The 24,864-nt window shown below is 45.4% G+C and carries 25 protein-coding genes; 16 read left to right on the forward strand and 9 right to left on the reverse strand.

Annotated features, from left to right (window positions below; translation table 11 throughout):
- Positions 1 to 201 precede the first annotated feature (201 nt).
- Positions 202 to 966 carry an exodeoxyribonuclease III gene (locus ACRRSY_RS05470; RefSeq protein WP_432458851.1) on the forward strand — a complete coding sequence of 255 codons (765 nt, stop codon included), beginning with the start codon at positions 202 to 204 and terminating at the stop codon, positions 964 to 966.
- Positions 967 to 1,351: 385 nt separating this feature from the next.
- On the opposite strand, the gene ACRRSY_RS05475 is transcribed toward ACRRSY_RS05470, so the two are convergent.
- Genes ACRRSY_RS05475 through ACRRSY_RS05490 form a run of 4 tightly spaced genes read right to left on the reverse strand, consistent with a single transcriptional unit; the run spans position 1,352 to position 5,044 of the window.
- A complete protein-coding gene (locus tag ACRRSY_RS05475; RefSeq protein WP_432454166.1) occupies positions 1,352 to 2,707 on the reverse strand; it encodes an AmpG family muropeptide MFS transporter in 1,356 nt (451 codons plus the stop codon).
- Between the two features lie 30 nt (positions 2,708 to 2,737).
- Positions 2,738 to 3,316: a peptidylprolyl isomerase gene (locus ACRRSY_RS05480; protein WP_432454165.1), complete on the reverse strand. Its 579-nt coding sequence runs from the start codon at positions 3,314 to 3,316 to the stop codon at positions 2,738 to 2,740.
- Positions 3,313 to 3,882, reverse strand: a complete 570-nt coding sequence (locus ACRRSY_RS05485; RefSeq protein ID WP_432454164.1) for a YajG family lipoprotein — start codon at positions 3,880 to 3,882, stop codon at positions 3,313 to 3,315. The genes ACRRSY_RS05480 and ACRRSY_RS05485 overlap by 4 nt, the downstream gene beginning before the upstream one ends.
- Positions 3,883 to 3,904: 22 nt before the next feature.
- Positions 3,905 to 5,044 carry a methyltransferase gene (locus ACRRSY_RS05490; RefSeq protein WP_432464509.1) on the reverse strand — a complete coding sequence of 380 codons (1,140 nt, stop codon included), beginning with the start codon at positions 5,042 to 5,044 and terminating at the stop codon, positions 3,905 to 3,907.
- 82 nt (positions 5,045 to 5,126) lie between these two features.
- On the opposite strand from ACRRSY_RS05490, the gene ACRRSY_RS05495 reads away from it, so the two are divergent.
- From ACRRSY_RS05495 to nqrM, 11 genes are all read left to right on the forward strand, one after another.
- On the forward strand, positions 5,127 to 5,717 hold the full coding sequence (locus ACRRSY_RS05495; RefSeq protein WP_432464510.1) for an alpha-ketoglutarate-dependent dioxygenase AlkB family protein: 591 nt from the start codon (positions 5,127 to 5,129) through the stop codon (positions 5,715 to 5,717).
- Positions 5,718 to 5,720: 3 nt separating this feature from the next.
- Positions 5,721 to 6,023, forward strand: coding sequence for a BolA family protein (locus ACRRSY_RS05500; RefSeq protein WP_432454161.1), 303 nt, complete (start codon positions 5,721 to 5,723; stop codon positions 6,021 to 6,023).
- Positions 6,024 to 6,078: 55 nt separating this feature from the next.
- Positions 6,079 to 7,149 (forward strand): TRAP transporter substrate-binding protein, encoded by a 1,071-nt coding sequence (locus ACRRSY_RS05505; RefSeq protein WP_432454160.1) that lies wholly within the window; start codon positions 6,079 to 6,081, stop codon positions 7,147 to 7,149.
- A 296-nt stretch (positions 7,150 to 7,445) separates the two neighbouring features.
- Complete coding sequence (locus tag ACRRSY_RS05510; RefSeq protein ID WP_432454159.1) at positions 7,446 to 8,786, forward strand: Na(+)-translocating NADH-quinone reductase subunit A; 1,341 nt, start codon at positions 7,446 to 7,448, stop codon at positions 8,784 to 8,786.
- A gap of 2 nt (positions 8,787 to 8,788) precedes the next feature.
- Entirely contained in the window at positions 8,789 to 10,000 is a 1,212-nt protein-coding gene (locus ACRRSY_RS05515) for an NADH:ubiquinone reductase (Na(+)-transporting) subunit B (protein ID WP_432454158.1), read from the forward strand.
- Positions 9,990 to 10,775 carry a Na(+)-translocating NADH-quinone reductase subunit C gene (locus ACRRSY_RS05520; RefSeq protein WP_432454157.1) on the forward strand — a complete coding sequence of 262 codons (786 nt, stop codon included), beginning with the start codon at positions 9,990 to 9,992 and terminating at the stop codon, positions 10,773 to 10,775. Before ACRRSY_RS05515 ends, ACRRSY_RS05520 begins: the two co-directional genes overlap by 11 nt.
- Entirely contained in the window at positions 10,768 to 11,400 is a 633-nt protein-coding gene (locus tag ACRRSY_RS05525) for an NADH:ubiquinone reductase (Na(+)-transporting) subunit D (protein ID WP_432454156.1), read from the forward strand. The genes ACRRSY_RS05520 and ACRRSY_RS05525 overlap by 8 nt, the downstream gene beginning before the upstream one ends.
- A gap of 4 nt (positions 11,401 to 11,404) precedes the next feature.
- The gene (gene nqrE, locus ACRRSY_RS05530; RefSeq protein ID WP_432454155.1) at positions 11,405 to 12,013 is read left to right on the forward strand and encodes an NADH:ubiquinone reductase (Na(+)-transporting) subunit E; all 609 of its coding nucleotides are present in this window, start codon (positions 11,405 to 11,407) and stop codon (positions 12,011 to 12,013) included.
- Between the two features lie 31 nt (positions 12,014 to 12,044).
- Positions 12,045 to 13,268: an NADH:ubiquinone reductase (Na(+)-transporting) subunit F gene (gene nqrF / locus ACRRSY_RS05535; RefSeq protein ID WP_432454154.1), complete on the forward strand. Its 1,224-nt coding sequence runs from the start codon at positions 12,045 to 12,047 to the stop codon at positions 13,266 to 13,268.
- A 9-nt stretch (positions 13,269 to 13,277) separates the two neighbouring features.
- Complete coding sequence (locus ACRRSY_RS05540) at positions 13,278 to 14,297, forward strand: FAD:protein FMN transferase (protein WP_432454153.1); 1,020 nt, start codon at positions 13,278 to 13,280, stop codon at positions 14,295 to 14,297.
- A gap of 19 nt (positions 14,298 to 14,316) precedes the next feature.
- The gene (nqrM, locus tag ACRRSY_RS05545) at positions 14,317 to 14,553 is read left to right on the forward strand and encodes a (Na+)-NQR maturation NqrM (RefSeq protein WP_432454152.1); all 237 of its coding nucleotides are present in this window, start codon (positions 14,317 to 14,319) and stop codon (positions 14,551 to 14,553) included.
- Positions 14,554 to 14,620: 67 nt separating this feature from the next.
- Here nqrM and ggt read toward each other — a convergent pair whose 3' ends face one another.
- The 4 genes from ggt to ACRRSY_RS05565 all read right to left on the reverse strand — a co-directional run bounded on the left by ggt (position 14,621) and on the right by ACRRSY_RS05565 (position 19,207).
- The gene (ggt, locus tag ACRRSY_RS05550) at positions 14,621 to 16,357 is read right to left on the reverse strand and encodes a gamma-glutamyltransferase (RefSeq protein WP_432464511.1); all 1,737 of its coding nucleotides are present in this window, start codon (positions 16,355 to 16,357) and stop codon (positions 14,621 to 14,623) included.
- 623 nt (positions 16,358 to 16,980) lie between these two features.
- Positions 16,981 to 17,775, reverse strand: a complete 795-nt coding sequence (locus tag ACRRSY_RS05555) for a DODA-type extradiol aromatic ring-opening family dioxygenase (protein WP_432464512.1) — start codon at positions 17,773 to 17,775, stop codon at positions 16,981 to 16,983.
- Complete coding sequence (locus tag ACRRSY_RS05560; protein ID WP_432464513.1) at positions 17,772 to 18,722, reverse strand: glutathione S-transferase family protein; 951 nt, start codon at positions 18,720 to 18,722, stop codon at positions 17,772 to 17,774. Before ACRRSY_RS05560 ends, ACRRSY_RS05555 begins: the two co-directional genes overlap by 4 nt.
- A gap of 32 nt (positions 18,723 to 18,754) precedes the next feature.
- Positions 18,755 to 19,207, reverse strand: a complete 453-nt coding sequence (locus ACRRSY_RS05565) for a DoxX family protein (RefSeq protein ID WP_432454148.1) — start codon at positions 19,205 to 19,207, stop codon at positions 18,755 to 18,757.
- Between the two features lie 112 nt (positions 19,208 to 19,319).
- Here ACRRSY_RS05565 and ACRRSY_RS05570 point away from each other — a divergent pair, with 112 nt between their 5' ends.
- The gene (locus tag ACRRSY_RS05570; RefSeq protein WP_432454147.1) at positions 19,320 to 20,222 is read left to right on the forward strand and encodes a LysR substrate-binding domain-containing protein; all 903 of its coding nucleotides are present in this window, start codon (positions 19,320 to 19,322) and stop codon (positions 20,220 to 20,222) included.
- 192 nt (positions 20,223 to 20,414) lie between these two features.
- On the forward strand, positions 20,415 to 21,416 hold the full coding sequence (gene yiaK, locus ACRRSY_RS05575; RefSeq protein ID WP_432464514.1) for a 3-dehydro-L-gulonate 2-dehydrogenase: 1,002 nt from the start codon (positions 20,415 to 20,417) through the stop codon (positions 21,414 to 21,416).
- A 185-nt stretch (positions 21,417 to 21,601) separates the two neighbouring features.
- Here yiaK and ACRRSY_RS05580 read toward each other — a convergent pair whose 3' ends face one another.
- Positions 21,602 to 22,477 (reverse strand): LysR substrate-binding domain-containing protein, encoded by an 876-nt coding sequence (locus ACRRSY_RS05580; protein WP_432456200.1) that lies wholly within the window; start codon positions 22,475 to 22,477, stop codon positions 21,602 to 21,604.
- A 194-nt stretch (positions 22,478 to 22,671) separates the two neighbouring features.
- Here ACRRSY_RS05580 and ACRRSY_RS05585 point away from each other — a divergent pair, with 194 nt between their 5' ends.
- Positions 22,672 to 23,802 (forward strand): S-(hydroxymethyl)glutathione dehydrogenase/class III alcohol dehydrogenase, encoded by a 1,131-nt coding sequence (locus ACRRSY_RS05585; protein ID WP_432454145.1) that lies wholly within the window; start codon positions 22,672 to 22,674, stop codon positions 23,800 to 23,802.
- A 94-nt stretch (positions 23,803 to 23,896) separates the two neighbouring features.
- Positions 23,897 to 24,736, forward strand: coding sequence for an S-formylglutathione hydrolase (gene fghA / locus ACRRSY_RS05590; RefSeq protein WP_432464515.1), 840 nt, complete (start codon positions 23,897 to 23,899; stop codon positions 24,734 to 24,736).
- Positions 24,737 to 24,864: the final 128 nt, after the last annotated feature.

Genomic DNA, 24,864 nt, shown 5'->3' on the forward strand with positions numbered 1-24,864 from the left:
AGGCGCGCATTGCAAGCACGCCTGCTTGGTGAGTTGATTAGCCAAGCCAAACCTCTGCACGGCTTTTATATGTACCTAAGCCGTGTTTATTTTAAGGTTTTTTAGCCTGAGTTAAGCCTGCTACAATAAAGCTCTTATTTGATTCAGTGTCGCCTGTAGGCGTTGTTGAAAACCACTTTTAATTATCTAAAGGAAGGGCGAATGCGCTTAGTTTCGTGGAATGTGAATGGGATCAGGGCGGTGATGAAAAAGGACTTTATGTCCTTTTTCGAGGCGATGCAAACCGATGTCTTGTGTTTACAAGAAACCAAGGCCCAAGACGATCAAGTATTGGCCGCTCTGGAAGCCTTGCAAGGCTATCATATTTACAGTAACTCGGCGGTGAAAAAAGGCTACTCTGGTACTGCGATTCTGAGTAAAGAAAAACCGCTTGCTGTTGAATACGACATGGGGATTGAAGAACACGACCAAGAAGGTCGGGTGATTGCAGCCGAATACCAAGAGTTCATTCTGGTTACTGTATATACACCCAATTCGGGCAGCGAATTAAAGCGTTTAGATTATCGCCAACAGTGGGATGCGGACTTTTTAAGCTACTTGAAGAGCCTCGAAGCGCGTAAGCCCGTGTTAGTTTGCGGTGACTTAAATGTGGCCCACAAAGACATCGATTTGGCTCGGCCCAAGCCAAATTACAATAAAAGTGCTGGTTATATGCAGGCCGAGATCGATGGCATTGATAATTTAACTGCCGCTGGTTTTGTCGATACCTTCCGCCTGAAGAAGCAAGATGAAGTTAAATACAGTTGGTGGAGCTATCGAGCTGGTGCTCGTGGCCGTAACATTGGCTGGAGAATTGACTACTTTTTAGTCTCTGAGGCTTTTGCTGATAAGGTGAGTGATGCCGATATTCTTAATGAGGTGATGGGCTCCGATCATTGTCCTGTGCAGGTTGATTTAGCCCTATAATTTCCCGAGCTAGAACCGATGGTGAGTGAGTCTTTGCTTCCATCGGTCGGCTTGCGTTTTGGTGCAACATTCCGCTTTGTCTTAAATTTACATTCGCCACTAAAGATCAACACTTTCTCATCTTGGAGCTAGCCCGTCTACCGCTTTTGGGTTGGATACCATCGACGCAATTTGGGGCGCATCTTATTATAGGATCTAGTCGGTAGTCCTTATGGGGATGCTCATACCAAGCTAACTCATTATCTGTTGATTCTTACTGGCCTAAATCCGCACGAACTGTGTTATGTATCTTGTAATTAGAGCCACTAGTTACTGTTCTTCATACTTGGTTCTTGGCAGATTTATTCGGCGTAATAAGCTGATCATATTATTTATCAGATTGGTATTAGTGTTTGCTGTCGTGATTATCTTGCAATATCCGTCCAAAATAACCGCGTAGGCTAATCAGCATGATGAGGCTCGGCACGACCATTATAGCTGTGAGAACAAAGAACAGTGGCCAAGAGTTGAGCATATCGGCCAGCGAGCCACTGAAGGAGGCGAGGGTGGTTCGGCCTAGGTTACCTAAAGAGGCGAGCAGCGCATATTGAGTGGCTGAAAAAGCTTGGCCAGTTAATGTGGTTAAAAACGAGACAAAGGCGACGGTGGCAAAGGCACTGGTAAAGTTGTCGACGATGATGGTGGCCAAAAACAACTGCTCGTCTGGACCCGTAGAGGCTATCCAGGCAAACATTAAGTTGCTGCTTGCCATCGCAACGCCGCCTAACATGAGTCCTTTTATCACGCCAAAACGCACGTTGAAGGCACTACCGACTAAAGTAAATAATACCGTTGCCCCCCAACCAATGAGTTTAGAGTAATGACCAATTTGCTCATTACTAAAGCCAATTTCTCGATAGAAGGGGATCGACATGCGGCCTAAAAACGCTTCGCCAATTTTAAATAGAAAAACAAACATCAGTAGGGTGATCGCAACTCGCACGCCGTTGCGACGAAAGAAGTCGATAAACGGTTCGGCCACGGTCACCGTGAGCCACGCGACAATCGGTGAATGGGTACCAAGATACTGGGCGTGCCGTTGTTCCGCTTGTTGTTGCAGAGCATCCCGATCGGTGATGGGTTCTTTAACCAACAGGGTAAATAACATGAGCAACGCTACAATGCCACACATCCCTAAATAGACACCATTCCAACCAATAGCATCGGCGTTAATAAACGCTAAGTATCCGGGAAGTGAATATCCTGTCCACCAACCGATGACCGCCATGGCCGAGGCTTGGGGCAAGCGATGCGAATCGGCCTTGCTAAAACTATCGATGCGAAAGGCATCGATAGCGATGTCTTGGGTAGCAGAAGCCGTGGCGATACACAGGGCTAGCATCGATGTGACCATTAAACTATTGGCTGGGTTAAACTTTGCAATAGCAAAGGTGCATATCAAGACGATAGCTTGACAGCAAAAAATCCAACTTCGGCGTTGGCCAAGCCAGCGATGAAATAGTGGCAATTTAACTCGGTCGACTAAGGGCGCCCATAGAAAGTTAATGGCATAAACAATGAACACCGAGCCAAAGTAGCCGATGGCAGAACGGGTGAGTCCTGCATCAGTCAGCCAGCCAGACATGTTTGAGCCAATCAGGACCCAAGGAAAACCGCTGGCACAACCGAGCATAAATACCCATAGCAGTCGTTTATCTAAATAAGAACGAAAGGTCTGTGACCAAGTTGGCGATGAGTTCATTTACTGCTCAGTTGTGTTGTAACAGAATTATTAAGGTTGAGATGGGTCTATTAATACCACGTCTTCGATGATCACTTTCTGGACTGGTACGTTACGCATCCCTGGGACGGGACCAGTTTTTGTGGGTTGATTGACTATCTTATCGATGACATCCATGCCAGAAATGACTTCGGCAAATACCGCATAACCGAATTTTTTAGGGCTGCCATCGAGGTAGGGGTTATCAACAACATTGACAAAAAACTGGCGGGTTGCGCTATTTGGATCATTGGTTCGTGCCATCGCTACGGTGCCACGCTTGTTGTTTAAGCCATTTTTAGATTCATTTTCGATGGGTTTGTAGCTATCGACTTCTTCATAATTAATAGAGTAGCCGCCTGCTTGTACCATAAAGCCGGGAATGGTGCGGTGAAACAAAGTGCCTTTATAGCTACCGTCTTCGACATAACGTAAAAAGTTGGCCACGGTTTTTGGGGCTTGTTGTGGTTTGAGCTGTAATTGGAATTCACCGAGATTAGTCACAAACTTTACTGTTTGCGCCCAGCTGGCGACGCTGAAAAGTGCCAGACTTATGGTAAACAGGGTATTGCGGAAAAAACGCCAATTCATGGTTGATACTCCATTACTTCTATTAGTTGTGGGTCACTTGCGATTTCAGCTAATAACTCAGAAAGTTGTTGATTCATTGCCTCGGCTTGTTTATTTACATCCACTTTAAAGGCTCCTTCATTGGTATGAATTGAGCGAAATTCCTTATCTAAAGTTTTAGTCGGGGTGTCTACGGTCACTTTGATGCGTATGGTCGTGCTGGCACTGTATTTTACGCTCCCTTGCTCAACGCGAGAGGCGAGTTCGTTAATATCTACCCGGATTGTGTTGGGTGAGGCGGGGACAAAACCCAGGCCTTGTTGCTGCCAAGCTGCGCTAAGCTGCTGTTCAATGGACGAACGTAAATTGCTGCCACTGGCAATTAGTTCGGCTTGCTCTTGATCACCGTGATGAATGCTGATTAAAAATCGATTTGGGCGTAAATCTTGGGAATGAATCGCCGCAATAATGGAATGCTGGGTGACATCGCTCAGTTGTACCTGTGGATTTAACTGCACTTGTTGTGGTCGACTACTACAAGCACTTAAGCCGAATAGTAATATCACCAATGTAAATAGATTCTTCAAGTGGTTCACCTTTTCTGGTTAATTAACGTTTCGTGCAACCGAGGATAACAAATTTGTTATTGCTCGCCAGCAACTTATAGCCACCAAAGTAAGATTTTAATAGTGCTTGGTAGCTCAAATGGCGATTTGCGACGACGGCGAGCATGCCATTACTACGTAAACAGCGTTTGGCGTCGCGAAACATTTGCCGAGCAATATGAGTAGAAATGGTGTTTTGTTGATGGAAGGGCGGATTACATAATACCAGATCCGCAGAGTTGTCGGCTTGATGTTCTAAAGCGTTATCATGAATAAACTCACATCGATTAAGCGCCTCAGGATGATTCAGTTGTACGTTATTTTTTGCTGAGGCCAAAGCCATCAGTGATTCGTCGGCAAAGGTGACCGAGGCCTCGGGGTAGAGCTCTAGGGCTCTTAAGCCGAGTAGACCATTTCCACAGCCTAAATCGACAACGCTGGCAAACTCACCTCGCGGCAAATGTTTTAGCATGAAGCGGGTACCAATGTCGAATTTGGCGAAACAAAATACGTTGGCGTGATCATTCAGTTGCCACTGGTATTCCTCTATCGTCCAAGCTTTGGGATAGCGAGAGGCCGAGCACTTACCTTGATAGTGGCTGAATAGGAGGCGGGCCTTCTTTTTCGCTAACGAGGTGTTCACTTCACCGAGATGTTTTTCAAACAGATTAAACACCGATTTGGGCAATCCTTTGAGCATCACGCCACAAACCAGTAAGCTTGCGTTATTCATGGCATTTTGTAGTGCAATGAGCTGGTGTTCCAGATAGTTTAAGCTCTTGGGTAAACGCATTAGGACTAAGTCAGCTTGAGGCATGACATCGATGCTACTAATTATATTTATGCTTTCCCCATTAAGCTGATTAGCTTGAATATTTTGCGCTAAAGCTTGCTGGGCGATAAAGGAGTCACTCAACCAAGTGATTTGGCAATGGCGTAAATTAGGGTGAGCCAAGATTGCGCAGGCTAGGCCGCCAAATTCATCGTTGAGCAGCAAAATATGTTGAAGGTTTGTACTAAGCTCAAAGGCATACTCTAACAATAATTCGTCAGCCGCGTTCCAAGCGCGTAGCTCATCAGCAGACTGTTTTGGGTAACGAGCTAAGTTTAACTCTACGGGAGCGATGATCAGTTGTTGATGCATATTGGAATGGTAGCGTGCTGGCCTTGAATCGTGCCAGCAGTGTATCTAAGTTAATGGGTAAACGAAAGGCGCAGAAAAGGTCGTGAATCAGTTGTCAGATGAGATTATTTTTTATAAGCATTGGTTAAGTCCGGCAAATGTGGATAGATTGTTCCAATCTTTGCTTGCAGAATTGCCCTGGCAACAGCATCAAATTCGTTTATTTGGGAAGACTTGTTTGGAGCCCCGATTGTCGGTTTGGTTAGGTGATGCGGAGGCGGCGTATCGCTATTCTGGAGAATGGCGACAACCTTTGACTTGGCCTGAATTTTTAATACCAATAAAGGCTGCATTGCAGCAGCATACAGGGCAGCGTTTTAACAGTGCTTTGGTGAATTTATACCGTGACGGTCACGACTATATGGGCTGGCATAGTGATAATGAAGCCCAATTAGGTCTACGACCGATTATCGCTTCATTAAGCTTAGGCGCGTCCCGGCGTTTTGTTTTCCGTGACAAATCCACCAGATCTAAGCTGCAGTATCTGCTTGGATCTGGTGATTTATTATTGATGAATGGTTTGTCTCAACAGCAGTGGCAACATAGTTTGCCAAAAGCGCTTAAAGTAAAACAGCCGAGGATCAATTTAACCTTTCGTTATACAATGCCAACAATAGAATCTATGAAGGAATAGAAGATGCGGGTTGAAACACAAGTTAGCGAGAAATTAAAGCAGCATTTTTCACCTGAGTACTTAGCGGTGGTTAACGAGAGTCATATGCACAATGTGCCCGCAGGCTCTGAAAGTCATTTCAAAGTCACGATTGTTAGTGAACTATTTCAAGAAAAAACTCGTATTCAGTGTCACCGAGAGGTTAATAAAGTTCTTGCTGAGGAACTAAAGCAAGATATTCATGCTTTAGCAATCCACGTATTTACCCCCGAACGATGGGATAAACAACAGCAAGTGCCAGTATCACCAAACTGTCGTGGTGGTTAATCGTTCTGCACGAAGCGTTGCTTAAACACATGAGCATTAAAATAAGGATTGTTTTATGCGGGTGTATATTAAATGCCTATTTCTAGGTTTTTTGTTGAGTGCTTGTAATGGTGACCAGAGTGATAGTCAATCAGCGCAGCGAACTCAATATAAATGGACTTTGGTAACTTCATGGCCTAAAAATTTACCGGGACTTGGGGTGACCTCGGAACGTTTTGCTGAAGAAGTCTATGCAATGAGTGGTGGGCGAATGCAAATAAGTGTCTATGGTGCTGGGGAGCTTTATCCAGCCTTAGATGTATTTGATGTTGTTGCTCAAGGTAAGGTCGAGATGGGCCACAGTGCGGCCTATTATTGGCAAGACCGATTGCCAGCTGCTGTTTTTTTTAGCGCGCTGCCTTTTGGGATGGCAGCTAAAGATCTGAATGCTTGGTTGTACCTTGGCGGCGGGTTGGCGCTATGGCGAGAACTCTATGCGCCATATAATTTGCTGCCTTATCCCGGAGGAAACACCGATGCGCAGATGGGAGGCTGGTTTAATAAAAAAATAAACACGATGGATGATTTCAAGCAGTTGAAAATGCGTCTTCCCGGATTAGGGGCCAAGGTGCTGGAAATGGCTGGAGGTTTGCCCTTGGCTTTACCTGCGGATCAACTTTATCAAGCGCTGCGTGACGGCGATATTGATGCGGTGGAGTGGGTCGGCCCATATAATGACTTGGCGTTTGGCTTTCATAAAGTTGCCAAGTATTACTACTATCCGGGGTGGCATGAGCCAAGCACTACCCTTGAATTTATTATCAATAAGGAAGCCTTTGCTACACTACCCGATGATCTAAAAAGAATTATTGAGAATGCGACCAAGGTCGTAAATCAAGAAACTTTGAGTGAGTATGTGGTCTACAATGTGGAGGCATTAACCATATTGGCTAATGAGCATGGTGTGGATATTGTTCCGTTCCCACCACAAGTATTGGCGCAATTAAAAGACTATAGTTTGACGGTTATAGAACAACTTGCGAACAAAGACCCGTCTTTTGCAAAGGTGCTTAACAGTTACCGACGGTTTCAATTTGGCGTAAGTAAAAATAATCAATTAAAACTGGCTCCGACCAGTTTAGAATAAACGTAAGTTAAGCAAATTTAAGGTGCTTATCGCAAATTATTAAAAAGATTCTTGTTAAGTTATTAGCTAACCCATTGTTTAAGGTTGATAACAAGCTCGTAACACTTAAGTCGAATAGGTTATATTTTTGGGCTTTTTCTTTGGAGAATTGGGGTTGATTGGTGCTAGAATACAGTCGTTTTCTGTGGCTTGTTAGTTAATTGTCGAAGACTTGTTAGCTAATTACTTAAATTTAAGTGCAAAATTCACACAGGCGTTATTGCTCGTCTTCCGACCCAACACATGTGTAAGAGAGTATGATTACAATAAATAAAGGACTTGATCTGCCTATTAAAGGCGATCCCAAACAGCAAATAGTAGACGCGTCTATTGTTACCAGAGTGGCTGTACTCGGCGAAGATTATGTTGGCATGCGTCCAACAATGAAAGTACGAGTGGGTGATGTGGTAAGCCAAGGTCAGACGTTGTTCGAAGATAAGAAGAACCCCGGCGTTGTATTTACGGCTCCTTGCGCTGGAACCATTCAAGATATTAACCGCGGCGCGCAGCGGGTATTACAATCTGTCGTGATTGAGAAACAGGCAGGTGACAGTATTGATTTTGGTGCTTTAAGCGATGCCGAAATTGATAGCGTAGCGCGATCTGAACTTGTGGATAAACTCGTAAATTCTGGCCAATGGGTCGGTTTTAGAACGCGTCCATTTAGTAAAGTGCCAGCGATAGATTCAACACCTTCCGCAATTTTTGTGACCGCGATTGATACCAATCCTTTAGCCGCGGATCCGACGGTTGTGATTGCGCAGAACGAAAGTGCTTATCTTACCGGATTACGGGTGTTATCTCGTTTAACTGATGGAGAGATATTCGTTTGTAAGGCTAATGTTAGTTTGCCGAAGTCGGATGCTGCTCGGGTCGAAGAGCATGTATTTGCAGGCCCGCATCCAGCAGGTTTAGCGGGGACTCACATTCACATGCTAAAACCAGCAAGCGCACAACGTACCGTTTGGTCGGTCTCTTATCAAGACGTGATTGCGATAGGGCATTTGCTGCAAAGTGGTAAAATTTATAATCAGCGAGTGATTGCCTTAGCGGGTCCGGTGGTCAAAGAACCACGCTTGTTGCGCACCGAACTCGGTGCCGAGATTAGTCAATTGATTGATGGCGAACTAGTCGATGGTGAGCACCGAGTGATTTCTGGCAGTGTATTGCTGGGCAATCATGCGGTTGGTCCGCATTGTTTCCTAGGCCGTTACCATCAACAGGTTGTGGCTTTAGAAGAAGGTTATGAGAAAGAGTTTATGGGCTGGGCTGTACCCGGCACCAATAAGTTCTCCTTAGCGCGTATATTCGTCTCTGGTCTGAATAAAAGTAAGTTGTTCTCGTTCACCACGACTACTGGCGGTAGCGCCCGTGCCATGGTGCCGATTGGTCAATATGAGCGGGTGATGCCCTTAGATATTTTGCCAACATTGTTACTTCGAGACCTATTGTCAAATGATAGTGATAGTGCGCAACAACTTGGTTGCTTAGAGCTTGATGAAGAAGATTTAGCGCTATGTACCTTTGTATGTCCCGGCAAATACGAATACGGTAGCGTGTTACGTGATTGTTTGACCAAGATTGAGAAGGAAGGTTAAGCATGAGTCTTAAGCATTTTATTGAAAAAATCGAACCTCAGTTTCTACCTGGCGGTAAACATGAAAAGTGGTTCGCGCTTTATGAAGCCACCGCCACCTTTTTATATTCACCGGGTTTAGTGACCAACAAAAATACCCACGTTCGTGATGCAATTGATTTAAAACGGATCATGATTTTTGTGTGGGCGGCACTAATGCCCGCTATGTTTTTTGGTATGTATAATGCCGGAATGCAAGCGAATGAAGCCATTATTGCGGGTTACTCGGCTCCTGACGATTGGCATATTGCGTTACTTGGTTTGCTCGGCGTGCCGATGGGCGCAGATGCCGGTTGGATAGCATCGATGCTCTATGGCGCGGTATTCTTCCTACCGATTTACTTAACCGCATTTGTGGTGGGTGGATTCTGGGAAGTTTTATTTGCCTCGGTACGCGGCCATGAGGTTAACGAAGGTTTTTTTGTGACCTCTATTTTGTTTGCTTTAACTTTGCCAGTGACGATGCCTTTATGGCAGGTGGCACTGGGGGTTACTTTTGGCGTAGTTGTTGCGAAAGAAGTGTTTGGAGGCACCGGAAAGAACTTCCTTAATCCTGCTTTAGCGGGGCGTGCGTTCTTGTTCTTCGCATATCCAACCGCGATATCTGGAGATGCAGTTTGGACCGCTGTGGATGGTTATTCTGGCGCGACACCACTCAGTGTGGTTGCCGCTCAAGGTATCGACGGTTTAGCAGCGCAAGGCATTTCTTGGAGCGATGCATTTTTTGGCTTTATTCAAGGTTCTAGTGGTGAAACTTCAACTTTCTTACTGGCTTTGGGCGGATTGTTCCTCATTTTCACTCGTATCGCTTCGTGGCGAATTGTAGCGGGTGTATTGGCGGGAATGGTCGCAACCAGCTTGTTGTTGAATGTTATTGGTTCAGATAGCAATATGATGTTCCAATTACCCCCGCATTGGCATTTGGTACTTGGTGGTTTTGCCTTAGGTATGTTCTTTATGGCCACAGACCCAGTATCGGCATCGTTTACTAATAAAGGTAAGTGGTGGTATGGCGGGCTTATCGGCTTGATGGTGGTGCTTATTCGAGTCGTGAACCCAGCTTTCCCCGAAGGTATGATGTTAGCTATTTTGTTCGCCAATTTATTTGCTCCAATCTTCGACTACTTTGTAGTTCAAGCCAATATCAAACGGAGGCTTGCTCGCGATGGCCAGTAATGATTCCTTAGCCAAAACCATTAAGGTTGTTATTGGCGTTAGTTTAGTGTGTTCTATTGTGGTCTCGCTGGCAGCTGTAGGTTTGCGTGGCATGCAGCAGCAAAACGCATTGGAAGATAAGCAGAAGAATATTTTAGCGGTATCTGGGGTGGCCCTCGATGGTCGTAAGGTGGCAGACGTTTATGCTGAAGTCATTGAACCGCGCGTGATTGATTTAGATACCGGAAGCTTCGTCGCTAAAGATAAGGTCAATCCAAATACCTTTGAACAACGCAAGGCTGCTAAAGATCCGAGTACCAGTATTCGGATGCCGGGCGATGAAGACATTGCAGGTATTATACGTCGTTCTAATTTTGCCAGTGTTTACTTAGTAAAAACGTCTTCTGGAACCATTGACCGAGTGATTTTACCCTTGCATGGTCGTGGCTTGTGGTCAACGATGTATGCCTTCTTGGCGGTACAGCCAGACGGTAATACGGTCGATGCGCTGGTTTATTATGACCAGGGTGAGACACCGGGACTTGGTGGTGAGGTGGCTAATCCACGTTGGCAAGCCAAATTTGTTGGCAAGAAGCTATATGATGCTGGCGGTCAAGCAGCGATTACCGTGATTAAAGGGACTGCTCCTGCAGACTCACCCTCTGAGGTCGATGGTTTATCAGGTGCGACCCTTACGAGTAAGGGGGTCGATAACACCTTTAAATTTTGGTTAAGTGACAAAGGCTTCGGTAAGTTCCTGACCAAATTGCAACAAGGAGAGCTAATCAATGGCTGATGCTAAGGAAACCAAAAAAGTTTTATTTGGCCCAGTTATCGCCAATAACCCCATCGCATTGCAAGTGTTGGGTGTTTGTTCAGCGTTAGCAGTGACCAGCAAATTAGAAACGGCATTTGTAATGACCATTGCGGTTATGCTGGTAACAGCCTTTTCTAACCTGTTTATTTCGATGATTCGGAATCATATTCCAAGCAGTGTGCGGATTATCGTGCAAATGGCAATTATTGCCTCCTTGGTGATTGTGGTTGACCAAGTATTGAAAGCTGTGGTTTATGATATCTCCAAACAACTTTCGGTATTTGTTGGCTTGATTATTACCAACTGTATTGTGATGGGGCGTGCCGAAGCATTTGCCATGAAAGAGCCACCATTGAAGTCTTTTCTCGATGGTATTGGGAATGGCCTGGGTTACGGTGCGGTATTGATGTCGGTCGGTGTGATTCGAGAACTATTCGGTTCTGGTTCGTTATTTGGGATTGAAATCTTACCATTGATTAATAACGGCGGTTGGTATCAACCTAACGGCTTGTTATTACTGCCCGCATCAGCATTCTTTGTGATTGGTTTATTAATCTGGGGATTGCGTAGCATTTATCCAGAACAAGTAGAGCCGAAGGAGTAGGCGCGTGGAACATTATATTAGTTTGTTAGTGCGCTCTATTTTTATTGAAAATATGGCGCTGGCTTTCTTGTTAGGGATGTGTACTTTCCTAGCCGTTTCAAAGAAAGTTAAAACAGCCTTTGGTTTAGGGGTCGCGGTCACCGTGGTTCTGGGTATTTCGGTACCGGTAAACCAAATTATCTATTTCAATTTGTTAGCACCTGGCGCGCTGGATTGGGCTGGTTTACCCGATGCCGATCTAAGCTTCCTTGGCTTCATTACCTTTATTGGGGTAATTGCTGCGTTAGTACAAATTCTTGAGATGGTATTGGATAAATACTTTCCTGCACTGTATCAAGCCTTGGGTATTTTCCTACCACTGATTACTGTGAACTGTGCCATCTTTGGTGGTGTTTCATTCATGGTGCAACGTGAGTACAGCTTAGCTGAGTCCGCTGTGTATGGTATCGGTAGTGGTATTGGCTGGATGTTAGCGATTGTTGCTTTAGCGGGTATTCGTGAAAAAATGAAGTATTCAGATGTGCCTGATGGCTTACGTGGTTTAGGGATTACCTTTATTACCGCGGGTTTGATGGCGATGGCGTTTATGTCGTTCTCGGGCGTTCAGCTTTAAGACGGCCAATAACTACAAGGAAAATTAGTCGATGGAAATTATTCTCGGCGTAACTATGTTTACCTTGCTTGTCTTGGCTTTAGTGACAATCATTTTGTTTGCTAAGTCGAAGCTGGTAAGTTCTGGTGACATACAAATTCTTATTAATGATGATCCAGCCAAGGCAATTACTACTCAGGCGGGTAATAAATTGTTGGGTGTACTGGGTAATTCAGGCATTTTTGTATCATCGGCTTGTGGCGGTGGTGGCTCATGTGGCCAGTGTCATGTGCATATTCATGAAGGTGGTGGTGATATTTTACCCACCGAGCTTGATCATATTAGTAAGCGAGATGCGGCAGATGGCATGCGTTTGGCTTGTCAGGTGAACGTCAAGCAAGACATGAAGATCTCTTTACCCGAAGAAATTTTTGGGGTAAAAAAATGGGCTTGCGAAGTTATCTCTAATGACAACAAAGCTACTTTCATTAAAGAGTTGAAGTTGCAGATCCCTGATGGTGAGTCAGTTCCGTTTCGTGCGGGTGGTTATATTCAAATTGAAGCGCCGGCCCACCATGTAAAATATTCAGATTTTGATATTGAAGAGCAGTATCGTGGCGATTGGGAACACTTTGGCTTCTTTAATTTAGAATCAAAAGTAGATGACGAGACCATTCGAGCTTACTCAATGGCCAACTACCCAGAGGAAGAAGGTATTATTATGTTGAACGTGCGGATTGCAACGCCGCCGCCAAACAACATGAGCCTACCCTGTGGTAAAATGTCATCGTTTATCTTTAACTTAAAAGCGGGTGATAAAGTCACAATTTCTGGGCCATTTGGTGAGTTCTTTGCCAAAGATACCGAAGCAGAAATGGTGTTTATTGGTGGTGGTGCAGGTATGGCGCCAATGCGTTCGCATATCTTCGATCAGCTTAAGCGTCTTAGCTCTAAGCGTAAGATTAGCTTCTGGTACGGGGCTCGTTCTCGTCGAGAGATTTTCTATGAAGAAGATTTTGATATGCTGGCTCGCGAGAATGAAAACTTCGAGTGGCATGTCGCCTTGTCTGATCCGCAACCGGGAGATGACTGGGAAGGTAAAACTGGCTTTATTCATAATGTCTTGTTTGAAAACTATCTACGAGACCACGATGCGCCTGAAGACTGCGAATACTATATGTGTGGTCCTCCGGTGATGAATGCTGCGGTGATTAATATGCTTAAAGAGCTCGGTGTTGAAGATGAAAACATTCTACTTGATGACTTTGGTGGTTAATTGGTGAGAATGATTAAGTTTTGGCTAGCCCTTATTGGGCTAGCTTTTTTCGTTAGTGGCTGTAGTGAGCAAAACAATTTGTATACCTTACAAATTGAGGGGCGCACTATGGGAACTTACTATCAAATTAAAGTGGTTGAACCTCGAGATCAGTTACCGAAAGGCGCAGCGTTACAGCAAAAAATTGATAAGTTGCTACGTCAAGTTAATCTAGAAATGTCAACCTATTTACCGAACTCTGAATTGTCTTTGTTTAATCAATTTCAAAGTGGAGAACCGAAACACATTTCGGCAAATTTAGCTAAAGTGATGGCAGCGTCATTACAGATCTCTGAAGAGTCAGCTGGCGCTTTCGATGTCACGGTGGGTCCTTTGGTTAATTTATGGGGCTTTGGTCCAGAAGGTCGTCCCAACAAACGTCCCGATGAGCAAGCGCTGAAACAAGCCAGAGAGCGTATTGGTTATCATCACCTTACTTTAAATGGCCAATTACTGAGTAAAGATTTAGCGAGTTTATACGTCGACCTTTCCGCTATTGCTAAAGGCCATGGTGTTGACCGTGTTGCTGAATTGATCGAGAGTGAAGGCTTTCATAATTTCATGGTGGATATTGGTGGTGAGCTACGCTTAAAGGGTCATAATGACAAGGCTCTGAGCTGGCGGATCGCGGTAGAAAAACCAGTGGTAGAGCAACGCGCAGTACAAAAAATTATAGCGCCCGGAGATAACGGTGTTGCAACCTCGGGTGATTATCGTAATTACTTTGAGCAAGATGGTATTCGTTACTCGCATACCATTAATCCTAAAACGGGTCAGCCGATTGCCAATCATATTGTATCGGTCACAGTGATCGCTGCTACCAGTATGATGGCAGACGGCTACGCGACGGCGCTTACGGTTATGGGGGTGGATCAAGCCTTAGCTTTTGCCGAAAAGCATCAATTGGCGATTTATATTATCGATAAGCAAGGGGATGAGTTTGTTGAACACCTTAGTTCAGCTTTTATTCCCTTTATCATCCAACAATAAACGAAGGAGTACTGTCGAAATGGCTTATTTTCTTGTGACATTTGTGTTTTTTGTTGTGGTGATTACCGCGATGGCTGTGGGCTATATTTTTCAGAAGAAAACCATTAGCGGGAGTTGCGGTGGTATCGCATCGCTTGGAATTGAAAAGGTTTGTGATTGTCCTGAGCCTTGCGATAAACGAAAAGCCAAGATGGCTTTAGTCGAACAGAAACAAAAAGCGCGCCAAGCGATGTTAGATGAACATCGGATTATTTAAAGCGCGTGCTAGGCATGATGCGATATTTAAAACAGCGCTTTACAGCGCTGTTTTTGTTTATGTATTTTTAGTCCCCTTTTGCGATACCTTCACGGCGAGGATCGGCTGCGCCAACCAACCTATCTGGGTAAATCCTGATCCCTTGTAGACCCGAGGTCATGGCTTTTATTTTGGTTTGGTAACCTAACGCTTCTAATGCCGCTTGTTTATCCACCGCAGCGCTATTGGCTTCCAATTCATATACGCCGAAACGGTTGTTGATGTGCGGTTGCTCAATGGCTTGCTGTAAGCTCATGCCCCAGTTTAAATGACTCACTAAGGTTTGAGCCACGTAACCAATAATACTGCTGCCGCCGGGCGAGCCGATAGCCACGATCGGCTGGTTGTTTTGCAGTACGATAGTTGGAGACATCGATGAACGTGGGCGTTTATTGGCTTCAACTCGATTGGCCACTGCTTGGCCATCTTTTTCGGCAATAAAAGAAAAGTCAGTGAGTTGGTTGTTTAATAGGAAGCCATTAACGAACAGCCGTGAGCCAAAGGCATTTTCGATGCTAGTGGTCATCGATAATACATTACCTTCACTATCGACGATACTGATATGGCTGGTGGAGGGAAGTTCGATACTGAAGTTTGATGCTTGGGCGGATAAAGCTGCCACATCTCCAGCAGACACGCTGCTAAGGGCCTTATCACCTTTTAATAATTGGGCGCGTTTCGCCAAGTATTGGGGGGCGAGTAGGGCGGTGCTTGGTACGCTTACAAAGTCACTATCAGCAAGGTATTTCGCTCTGTCGGCAAAGGCGAGTCTTGAAGCATCGCCGAGGATCCGCCAGCTTTGAATATTATCGGGGCCCCATTTATCAAGTGGGTAGTGCGCGGAAATGCCAAGGATTTGACCGACGGTGCTTGCGCCAGAACTTGGTGGCCCCATGCCACAGACCGAATATTGTAGGTAAGGGCTGCATAAAGCGGGGCGTTGTTTGACTTGATAAGCAGCTAAGTCGCTTTCACTGAGCAGCCCCGGATTAGCTGCTGCCTGTTGTACCGCTGCGACCATTGCTTTTGCGGTTACGCCTTGATAGAAGCCTTTCGCCCCTTGTTTGGCGATTAAATTTAAGGTCGAGGCATAGGCTGGATTTTTGAGTAGGTGGCCGACCGCTAAGGGTTTACCTTGGGCATCATAAAAGTAGTTTCGAGCACCAGGATAGCGGTCGAGTCGGTGAGTATCACCGGCAATCAGTGTGGCTAAGCGAGGACTAACTCTAAATCCCTGTTGTGCTAAGCCGATGGCGGGTGAAAATAATTGAGGCCACTCGGTTTTTCCATAGCGTTGATGCAGGGTTTCAAATAGGGCTACCACCCCCGGCACCCCAACGGATCGCCCCCCCACAACGGCATCATAAAATTTTAATGGCTTGCCATTGTCATCTAAAAATAAGGAAGGCGAAGCCTTGGCTGGAGCCTTCTCACGAGCATCAAAACTGGTGATTTGTTGCTTTGTAGCATCGTAATACAGTACAAATGCTCCGCCACCAATACCAGAAGATTGGGGTTCGACTAAACCCAGAACGGTTTGTACTGCAATCATCGCATCTACGGCACTTCCACCCGCTTTTAGTATCTCATAGCCAGCCTCAGCGGCTAGCGGATTGGCGGCTGAGACCATAAATTTATGGGCGATAAACGCGGTTTTTTGGCTCGAACCGCTGGCAAGTTCGGGGGCGTAAGCATCGCTGCTTTGGCTCTGAGCCATACAATGAGTCGATATCAATAAAGCGAAGCTCAATAAACGACGAATCATCTGATTATCCTTTTTCAGTGAATATTTAAGTAAGGGTGTTGACCTATTCATGCTGTTGCCGTTGTTTAGTGATTCTTAAACAAAGCAGATCAAATGTTATGTCATCATCGGCATGAATCAGCGGTTAATGAGGGATCAATACTGCTCTAGAGTTCAATTAAATTTATGATTATTTATTCCTTATTGAGAAGGCTAAGCGAAGGGCTCGTTCTCAGGATTGTTTAAATTGAGTAAGAGTAAAGCTTCAACATTAAAACGCTTCTAGCCAGTTTAACAGTATCGAGTAAGCTTGCCATTGTCTAATCAAGCATTATTGATGAAGGTGTTAACTAGAATTTACATGTTTTAGTGCTCGGTGACAGATTGAGCGCTGTTTGTGAGGGGCGATTGGCTTGAATATTGGTGATGCTGATCAGTTATCAAACAAAGTTAAAAAGTTGCTATCGCTACAGGGAGGAAGCGATAGCAGAAGGCAAATCAGTTTAAGTAGGATGTTATTCCAACTCGATTAAGTTTAGCTCTATGTTTGCGGGTGAAAGTTATGAGCTGCAAATCAAGATCTTCGCTGCGCGAATACAAGAGCACTTATTTATTGTGATTGGTATTATTTTAAAGTTAGATGCTTAGCTAAAGGCGTAAGCATCCAAGGCCAAAATTTCAAGTTCGACGTCTTGATGGATCTGGTGAACTTTATCGCCTTCGTTCCAAGCCCCCAAAATCGAGAGCAGCGGGACAAAGTGTTCAACGCTTGGATGATTAAAGCGACTAAAAGGTGCCTGATTTTGATAATCCAACAAAGCTGGGATATCTTTCGCTAACAGTTTCTCTTTTACCCATTGAGTAAACGCTGTCACTTTTTCAACCCGCTGTGGATCAGGAACACTAGCAAACACTTCTCGCAGGTTGTGGCTAATCCCTCCAGAGCCAAGCAGTAAAATATTTTGCTCAGATAAGTAGCTTAAGGCTTGACCTAGCTGGTAGTTATGCTGACTACTTAAGCGACTGTTGATAGAGATTTGTAGCACTGGAATATCCGCTTGCGGGTAGATTAAACGCAGCGGGATCCATACGCCATGATCCCAGCCCTGCTGTTCGTCCAGTATTGGCTGATAACCCTGACTTTGTAAGTGCTCTGCGACTTGTTTTGCCAAGTCTGGCGCACCCGGCGCCGGATATTGCAGTTGATAAAGTTGCTCGGGAAAACCATAGAAATCGTGAATGGTTTTTGGTTTTGTTGCACTGTTAATGATGATATCTGCAGTAGCATCAAAGTGAGCAGAAAAAACCACAATAGCATCCGGTTTGTGTAATTGCCGACCCAAGTTTTTGAGAAAAGCGCTAGTCGCGCTATTCTCAATGCCCATCATCGGTGAGCCATGGGAAATAAACAGAGCTGGCTGTTTGCTGACCTGATTCATGCAATATTCTCCGGACCCTTAGGCACGATACCTGCTGGGTTGAGTGCTTTTAGTGAATAATAGCCTTGTTTAATATGTTCAATATTAACTGTATTTCCAATGCCCTCAAGCGCCAAAATTCGCTGCACATATTTGGATAAATAGGGCATTTGGGCAATCAGATTTCGATTACATTTGAATAAACCATAATAGGCAGCATCAAAACGGATCAAGGTTACAAAGCTTCTGATGTCGGTTTCAGTGAGTTGTTCACCGAATAAAAATGAACGACCATCTGCTAATTTGGCTTCTAGTTTATCTAAAGTGTTAAACACGCCTTGGTAAGCTTCTTCGTAAGCAAACTGCGAGCTGGCGAAGCCCGCTTTATACACGCCATTATTGAGCAGGTGATAAATCTCTTCGTTCAGTGTATCAATCTGCTCGGCCAGCTCTGCAGGATATAAATCCAATTTTGAGCCGGTGAGGTGATCAAAGGCACTGTTTAACATGCGAATGATGTCTGCGGATTCATTGTTTACAATCACATTATTGTGTTTATCCCACAGTACCGGAACCGTCGCTCTGCCGGTGAATTTAGGATCGGCGTGAGTGTACAGCTGGTGAGCAAATTGATAGCCATTTAAATGGTCGGCAGTCGCATCGGCATAACCATCAAATTGCCAGCCTTGATCGGTCATCACCGGATTGACGATGCTAATCGAAATATAGTCTTGAAGTTGTTTGAGTTCCCGAAGCATCAAGGTTCTAGAAGCCCAAGGACAGATATACGCAACATATAGATGGTAACGACCTTTCTCTGCTTTAAAGCCGGCATCACCTGTGGGGCCAGCGGCGCCATCTTTGGTGATCCAATGCCTAAAGCTAGAGGTTTGGCGTACAAAGCGCCCTTGCTCATCTTTTGCCTGTACTGGTTGCCAGTTTTCTGTCCAAACGCCTTCGACTAACATAATCAAGTCCTCAATATGGGTTAAGTTTAGGGTTATTTATTAGCACTAAGCAGCGCATGGATTTTATTGTCTAAAGCAAAGCGCCCAGCGCCTTGAACAGCTAAAAACAAAGTGACCGCTAACAGGGTTAATGCATACTCATAACCATTTGCGGCTAAAAACAGGCCATTACCAATATGTACTGTCATCGCCATCAGCATAGTAAATGCAAGTACCAGGGCAGCAGGGCGGGTTAGTAAGCCAAGTAGTAAGGCAATACCGCCAAAAAACTCGGCGCTGCCAGCCATTAAAGCCATGAGGTAGCCGGGTGCAAACCCTACGCTTTCCATCCATTGGCCGGTGCCTTCAAGGCCATAACCACCAAACCAGCTAAACAGTTTTTGCGAGCCGTGGGCAACCAGTATCAAACCTAAAGGTAGACGCAGAATTAGAGGAGCAAAGCTGGCTTTGCTAGCAACAAGTTTGTTTAAGAGTTGAGTATTCATGGTATGTCCTTCACTGGGAATTTAATTAACTAAGTTGTGCTAACTATAATGCTTGGTATTTCATTGATAAATGCTATATTTGTTGAGTGATTATCAATGTATGGTTGTTAATATGGATAAGCTACAAACCATGAGAGCCTTTGTGAGTGTGGTAAAGCAGGGCTCATTTGCGAAAGCGGCTGAACACTTAAGTTTGTCTCCTCAGTTGGTGAGTAAATATGTCTCCCATTTGGAAGACAATCTACAGTCGCGATTACTGAACCGAACTACGCGTAAATTGAGTTTGACCGAGGCCGGACGTTTTTATTTTGAACGTTGCACTCAGTTATTAATTGACCTTGAGGAGATGGACAATGCGCTTGCCCATGAGCAAGGACAGCCTTCAGGAAAACTTCGAATTACCGCACCTATGTCCTTTGGCATGCATCACTTACCGAAGTTAGTCGTTGATTATCAGCAGCGCTACCCGCAGGTGGATATCGACTTGCAACTCAGCGATAAAAAAATCGATATTGTTGAAGATGGCTACGATATCGCATTACGGATTGGTAAATTGCAGAGTTCTTCATTGATCGCTAAAAAAATCACCGATATTCGAATCGTGGTATGTGCCGCCCCCAAGTACCTGCAGCAATATGGTATCCCCAAAAATTCCCAACAATTAATGGATCATCGTTATCTGAGTTATAGCTATGCCGATAGCGCAAGTTTATTTGCTAAGTTTGAACAGGTACTGGGTTACAACAAGTTAAACTCGACCTTGATCTCCAATAATGGCGATTTATTGGTAAATGCGGCGATCCATGGCGGAGGAATTGCTATTCAGCCCTCATTTATCGCTGGTAAAGCTATCAGCCAGGGGGAGTTGCAGGAAATATTACCCGACTATGCCCCCGATCCACTGGGACTTTATGTGGTTTATGCCCATCGTAAGTTTTTAAGTAGTAAGGTTCGCAGTTTTGTTGATTTCATCAGCGAGTATTATGGAGAGTGTCCTTATTGGGATGACTATTAAAGGCAGGCCGTGGTTTAAGGCTTGGCGAGGAGCGATAGTGCTGGCTGAACAACATTGTGCTCGAATTACTAAGGGATTTTTTAGTAAAATCAACACCTAGTCAAATTTATGTCTTGTTCTTCCCAGTTTTTTCGAGACAAGTTTGGGATGATTGAGCGTTCTAACATGGTATTCGCGAAGAGGAAATAAGCGGTGGCCCTAGTAACAATTGAACAACTACACAGTGAATATTTACGCGTTTTATTAGCGCGAGATATGAATCCCGACCGGGCTGAGCAATTGGCGACCGGCTTTGTGGATATGGCCAATGAGGGGGTCTACTCGCATGGCATTAATCGCTTCCCGGTGTTTATCTCGCAAGTGGATAAAGGTCAAATCAAGCTTAATGCAGAGCCGGAATGTGTTGCCAGCATGGGCGCACTGGAGCAGTGGGATTGTCATCTCGGTCCTGGTGTATTGAATGGTCATATTTGTGCTGATCGTGCCATGGTACTAGCCAAGCAGTTTGGGATTGGCATGGTGGGTATGCGCAATTCAAATCATTGGATGCGTGGTGGCGCTTACCCTTTGAAGATGGCTCGTCAGGGCTTTGCTGCGATTGCCGCGACCAACACCGTGGCGATTATGCCGCCTTGGGGAGGGAAAGACTGTCGCATCGGAAATAATCCATTGATCATGGCGATTGCAGGCGATCCGCCGGTTTTACTCGATTGTGCGATGAGCCAGTTTTCTTATGGTCAAATTCAAAATCATCATCTCGCCGATAAGCCTTTGCCGGTGGATGGCGGCTTCGATGACGAGGGCAATTTGACCAAAGATCCGCAAGTATTGATGAACAATAAACGGGTGTTGCCGATGGGGTTCTGGAAGGGCTCGTCGATGTCTATCGTATTAGATATGATGATCACCGCGATTAGTGGCGGCTTATCGGTACCAGCCTTAACGGAAGATCAAACTGAAGAGTATGGGGTATCGCAATTCTTGATCGCCATCGATCTGAGTAAAACCATGGAAAGTCATCGTTTTGCTCAAGAGATGCAGCGGATCCGCGATTATGTAATGAGTGCTGAGCCTGCCGAGGTCGGGCGGCTTAAGATCGGTGGTTCAGAGATTCAAGCCTATATTGATAAACACCAACAGCAGGGTGGCATCGAAATTCACTCGCAAATTTGGCAGAAAATTAAGGCCCTGTAAGGCCTTGCAGATTTGTGGTGTGACATCGAGATTTGTGGCGATACAGGTTTTGCTACGCCGTAAGATGGCCAGAGTCACGGCTAAGCTTGTTGAACCAAGGCTTAGCCATCATGATTCGCCATGGTAGCGACCAGCAATGAGTCAACAGCTCCCCCGACGATGCATACTGGTCTCGCAAAGCCAGATTAAATCTCAGCCAAGCGTTGTTGTAGGTGAGATAACATTAAACTCACTTTATTGGATAGGTGTCGGTTTTGTGGGTATAAGGCCCAAATGCCTTCGGGGCCTTTTTGATAAGGTATTAATAGCTCAATCAGAGCTCCACTTTGTAAATGCTTTTTAACGTAACTGTCGGGCAATTGCACAATGCCCAAACCTTTTAGTGCGGCATCCAGCAAGGCATAACCATTGTTACACTGCAGCCGTCCGCTTATTTTAAGCGCCATCGCTTTCCCCCGTTCGACAAACCGCCAGTACTCGATAGTTCCTTGTAAACAGTTATGCTGAGCCAACTCACTCACCACATGCGGTGAGCCATGTTGCGCCAAGTAGGCTGGGGAAGCACAAACATGCAAGCTGCGCTGGGCGAGGCGCTTCGCCATCATACTCGAGTCGGGCAGTTCGCCCAGTCTAATCGCCAAATCTATGGCTTGATCGACTAAGTCAATTTTTTGGTTACTGAGTTGGAGTGATACCTCCAACTCCGGGTATTGCAGGCAAAAATCATTCACCGCTGGTGCAATATGTTGTTCACCAAAGGTCACCGGTGCGGTCATACGTAACTTACCTCGAGGCGTATTCTGTAAGTTGTTTAAGCTGCGCTCGGCGTCAAGCAAACCCTCGATCAATGGCCTACACTGTTGATAAAACAACAGGCCACTGTCGGTAGCCGATACTCGCCGAGTGGTGCGATAAAACAACTTAGTGGCTAAACGTATTTCCAGCTGAGAAATTTGACGACTCACCTGAGCGGTAGAAATACCTAAACGTTGTGCGGCAGCAGTGAAACTTTCGGTTTCAACGACCGAAACAAACTCGTTAATACCGTCCCACTGGAACATAGCGGCCAACCTCGTTGCAGATACTGATTGCTTAAACATTATCAGCCATCATCAAGCAATGATTTAGCCGATATTGTTACTACACAGTAAAAGTGAATTAATGAATTGCTAGATTATCACCAATTAAGAAACAAATATAATATTGTGATGAATACGCCTTTTAGGCGACAACGAATACATAGTGAGGAAGCGCGATGACTGCCAAAACCATTCAATCAAAAGCTGCCGTAGCATGGGCTGCTGGCCAACCATTAAAAATGGAAATTGTTGATGTAGCCCCCCCTAAAGCGGGTGAAGTGCGGGTAAAAATTATTGCCTCAGGTGTATGCCACACGGATGCATTTACCTTATCGGGCGATGATCCGGAAGGGATATTTCCGGCGATTCTGGGCCATGAAGGCGGCGGCATTGTCGAATCGATTGGTGAAGGGGTAAGCAGCGTTAAGGTGGGCGATCACGTGATCCCGCTTTATACACCAGAGTGTGGCGAATGTAAGTTTTGTAAATCGGGTAAAACCAACCTTTGTCAAAAGATCCGCGAAACTCAAGGCAAGGGGCTAATGCCCGACGGAACCACTCGCTTCTCTATCAACGGTCAGCCGATTTTTCATTACATGGGGTGCTCGACGTTTAGTGAATATACGGTATTACCGGAAATCTCACTCGCCAAAATCAACCAAGAGGCACCTCTCGAAGAAGTCTGTTTGTTAGGTTGCGGCGTGACCACTGGGATGGGTGCGGTTGCCAACACCGCCAACGTTCAAGCGGGCGATACGGTGGCAGTATTTGGTTTGGGTGGCATTGGTTTATCCGCCATTATTGGCGCTCAGATGGCCAAAGCTGGCCGCATTATTGCTATCGACATTAACGAATCGAAATTTGAATTAGCCCAAAAGCTTGGTGCGACCGATTGTGTTAATCCAAAAAATTTCGACAAGCCAATTCAAGAAGTGATTGTCGAGATGACCGATGGTGGTGTCGACTTCTCGTTTGAATGTGTGGGTAACGTTCACCTGATGCGTAGCGCTTTAGAATGTTGCCATAAAGGTTGGGGCGAGTCGGTGATTATTGGTGTTGCCGGTGCCGGCCAAGAAATATCAACTCGACCATTCCAGTTGGTCACTGGGCGTGTATGGAGAGGCTCGGCATTTGGTGGCGTAAAAGGTCGCTCCGAGTTACCTGAGTATGTAGAACGTTATATGGCTGGAGAGTTTAAGCTAGATGATTTTATTACCCACACTATGGCCTTAGATAAAGTTAACGAAGCTTTTGACTTGATGCACCAAGGGAAGAGTATTCGTAGTGTTATTCATTTCGATAAATAATGAATAAACCACATGCAAAACAGTGTGCTAATGCATTAAACCAAGCGTATTGGCACTGTTATTTTATTCACTTTGACCAATAAGGATAAGCTAAATGCACGACATTGAACTTATCAGTGCCAATAAAAGCTTTGGGGGCTGGCACAAACGCTACAGCCACCGCGCGAGCAGTTTAAATGGGCTCGCGCAGTTTGCGATTTTTTTGCCGCCACAGGCTAGCGCTAAGCAGCCAGTACCGGTCTTGTACTGGCTGTCAGGGCTAACTTGTAACGACGAAAACTTTATGCAGAAAGCTGGTGCACAGCGTATGGCTGCCGAGTTAGGCATTGCCATTGTTGCGCCCGATACCAGCCCTCGTGGTGACGAGGTGGCCGATGATGAAGCTTACGACCTAGGCCAGGGCGCGGGGTTTTACCTAAATGCCAGCCAAGCCCCATGGAAGCAGCATTACCAGATGTACGACTACATTGTGAGTGAACTGCCTGCATTAATTGAGTCCTGTTTTCCGGTCAGTAGCAAGCGGGCAATTGCTGGACACTCGATGGGGGGACATGGCGCCTTAACCATTGCTTTGCGCAATCCGCAACGTTTTAGTTCGGTATCGGCATTTAGCCCTATTTGTAATCCTAGTGCGGTGCCGTGGGGTAAAAAAGCCTTTACCGCTTACTTAGGCAGTAATCCGCAACACTGGGCAGAATACGACGCTAGCCTGCTCATGAGTGAAGCGAAGCAGTTTGTTCCTGCGTTGGTTGATCAGGGAGAGGCAGACCAATTTTTAGCAGAGCAACTAAAACCAGAAGCATTAACGGCAGCGGCGAAGCAAAGCGCTTATCCCTTACGCCTCAATATGCATACTGGTTACGACCATAGCTATTTTTTTATCGCCAGCTTTATTGAGTCTCACCTGCTGTTTCACGCCAAACACTTCGCTTGAAGTTCGTGAAATACCATGGCAATCATAGCTTTATTGCCAAGTCATAAAAACCAGGCTGCGCCTGGTTTTTTACCAACAATCAAGACACCGCGGCTAACGAGCGGAAGGTTCGAATGGCTGTTTTGGTC

This window comes from Agarivorans sp. QJM3NY_33, from assembly GCF_050870865.2.
Taxonomy (GTDB): Bacteria; Pseudomonadota; Gammaproteobacteria; order Enterobacterales; family Celerinatantimonadaceae; genus Agarivorans.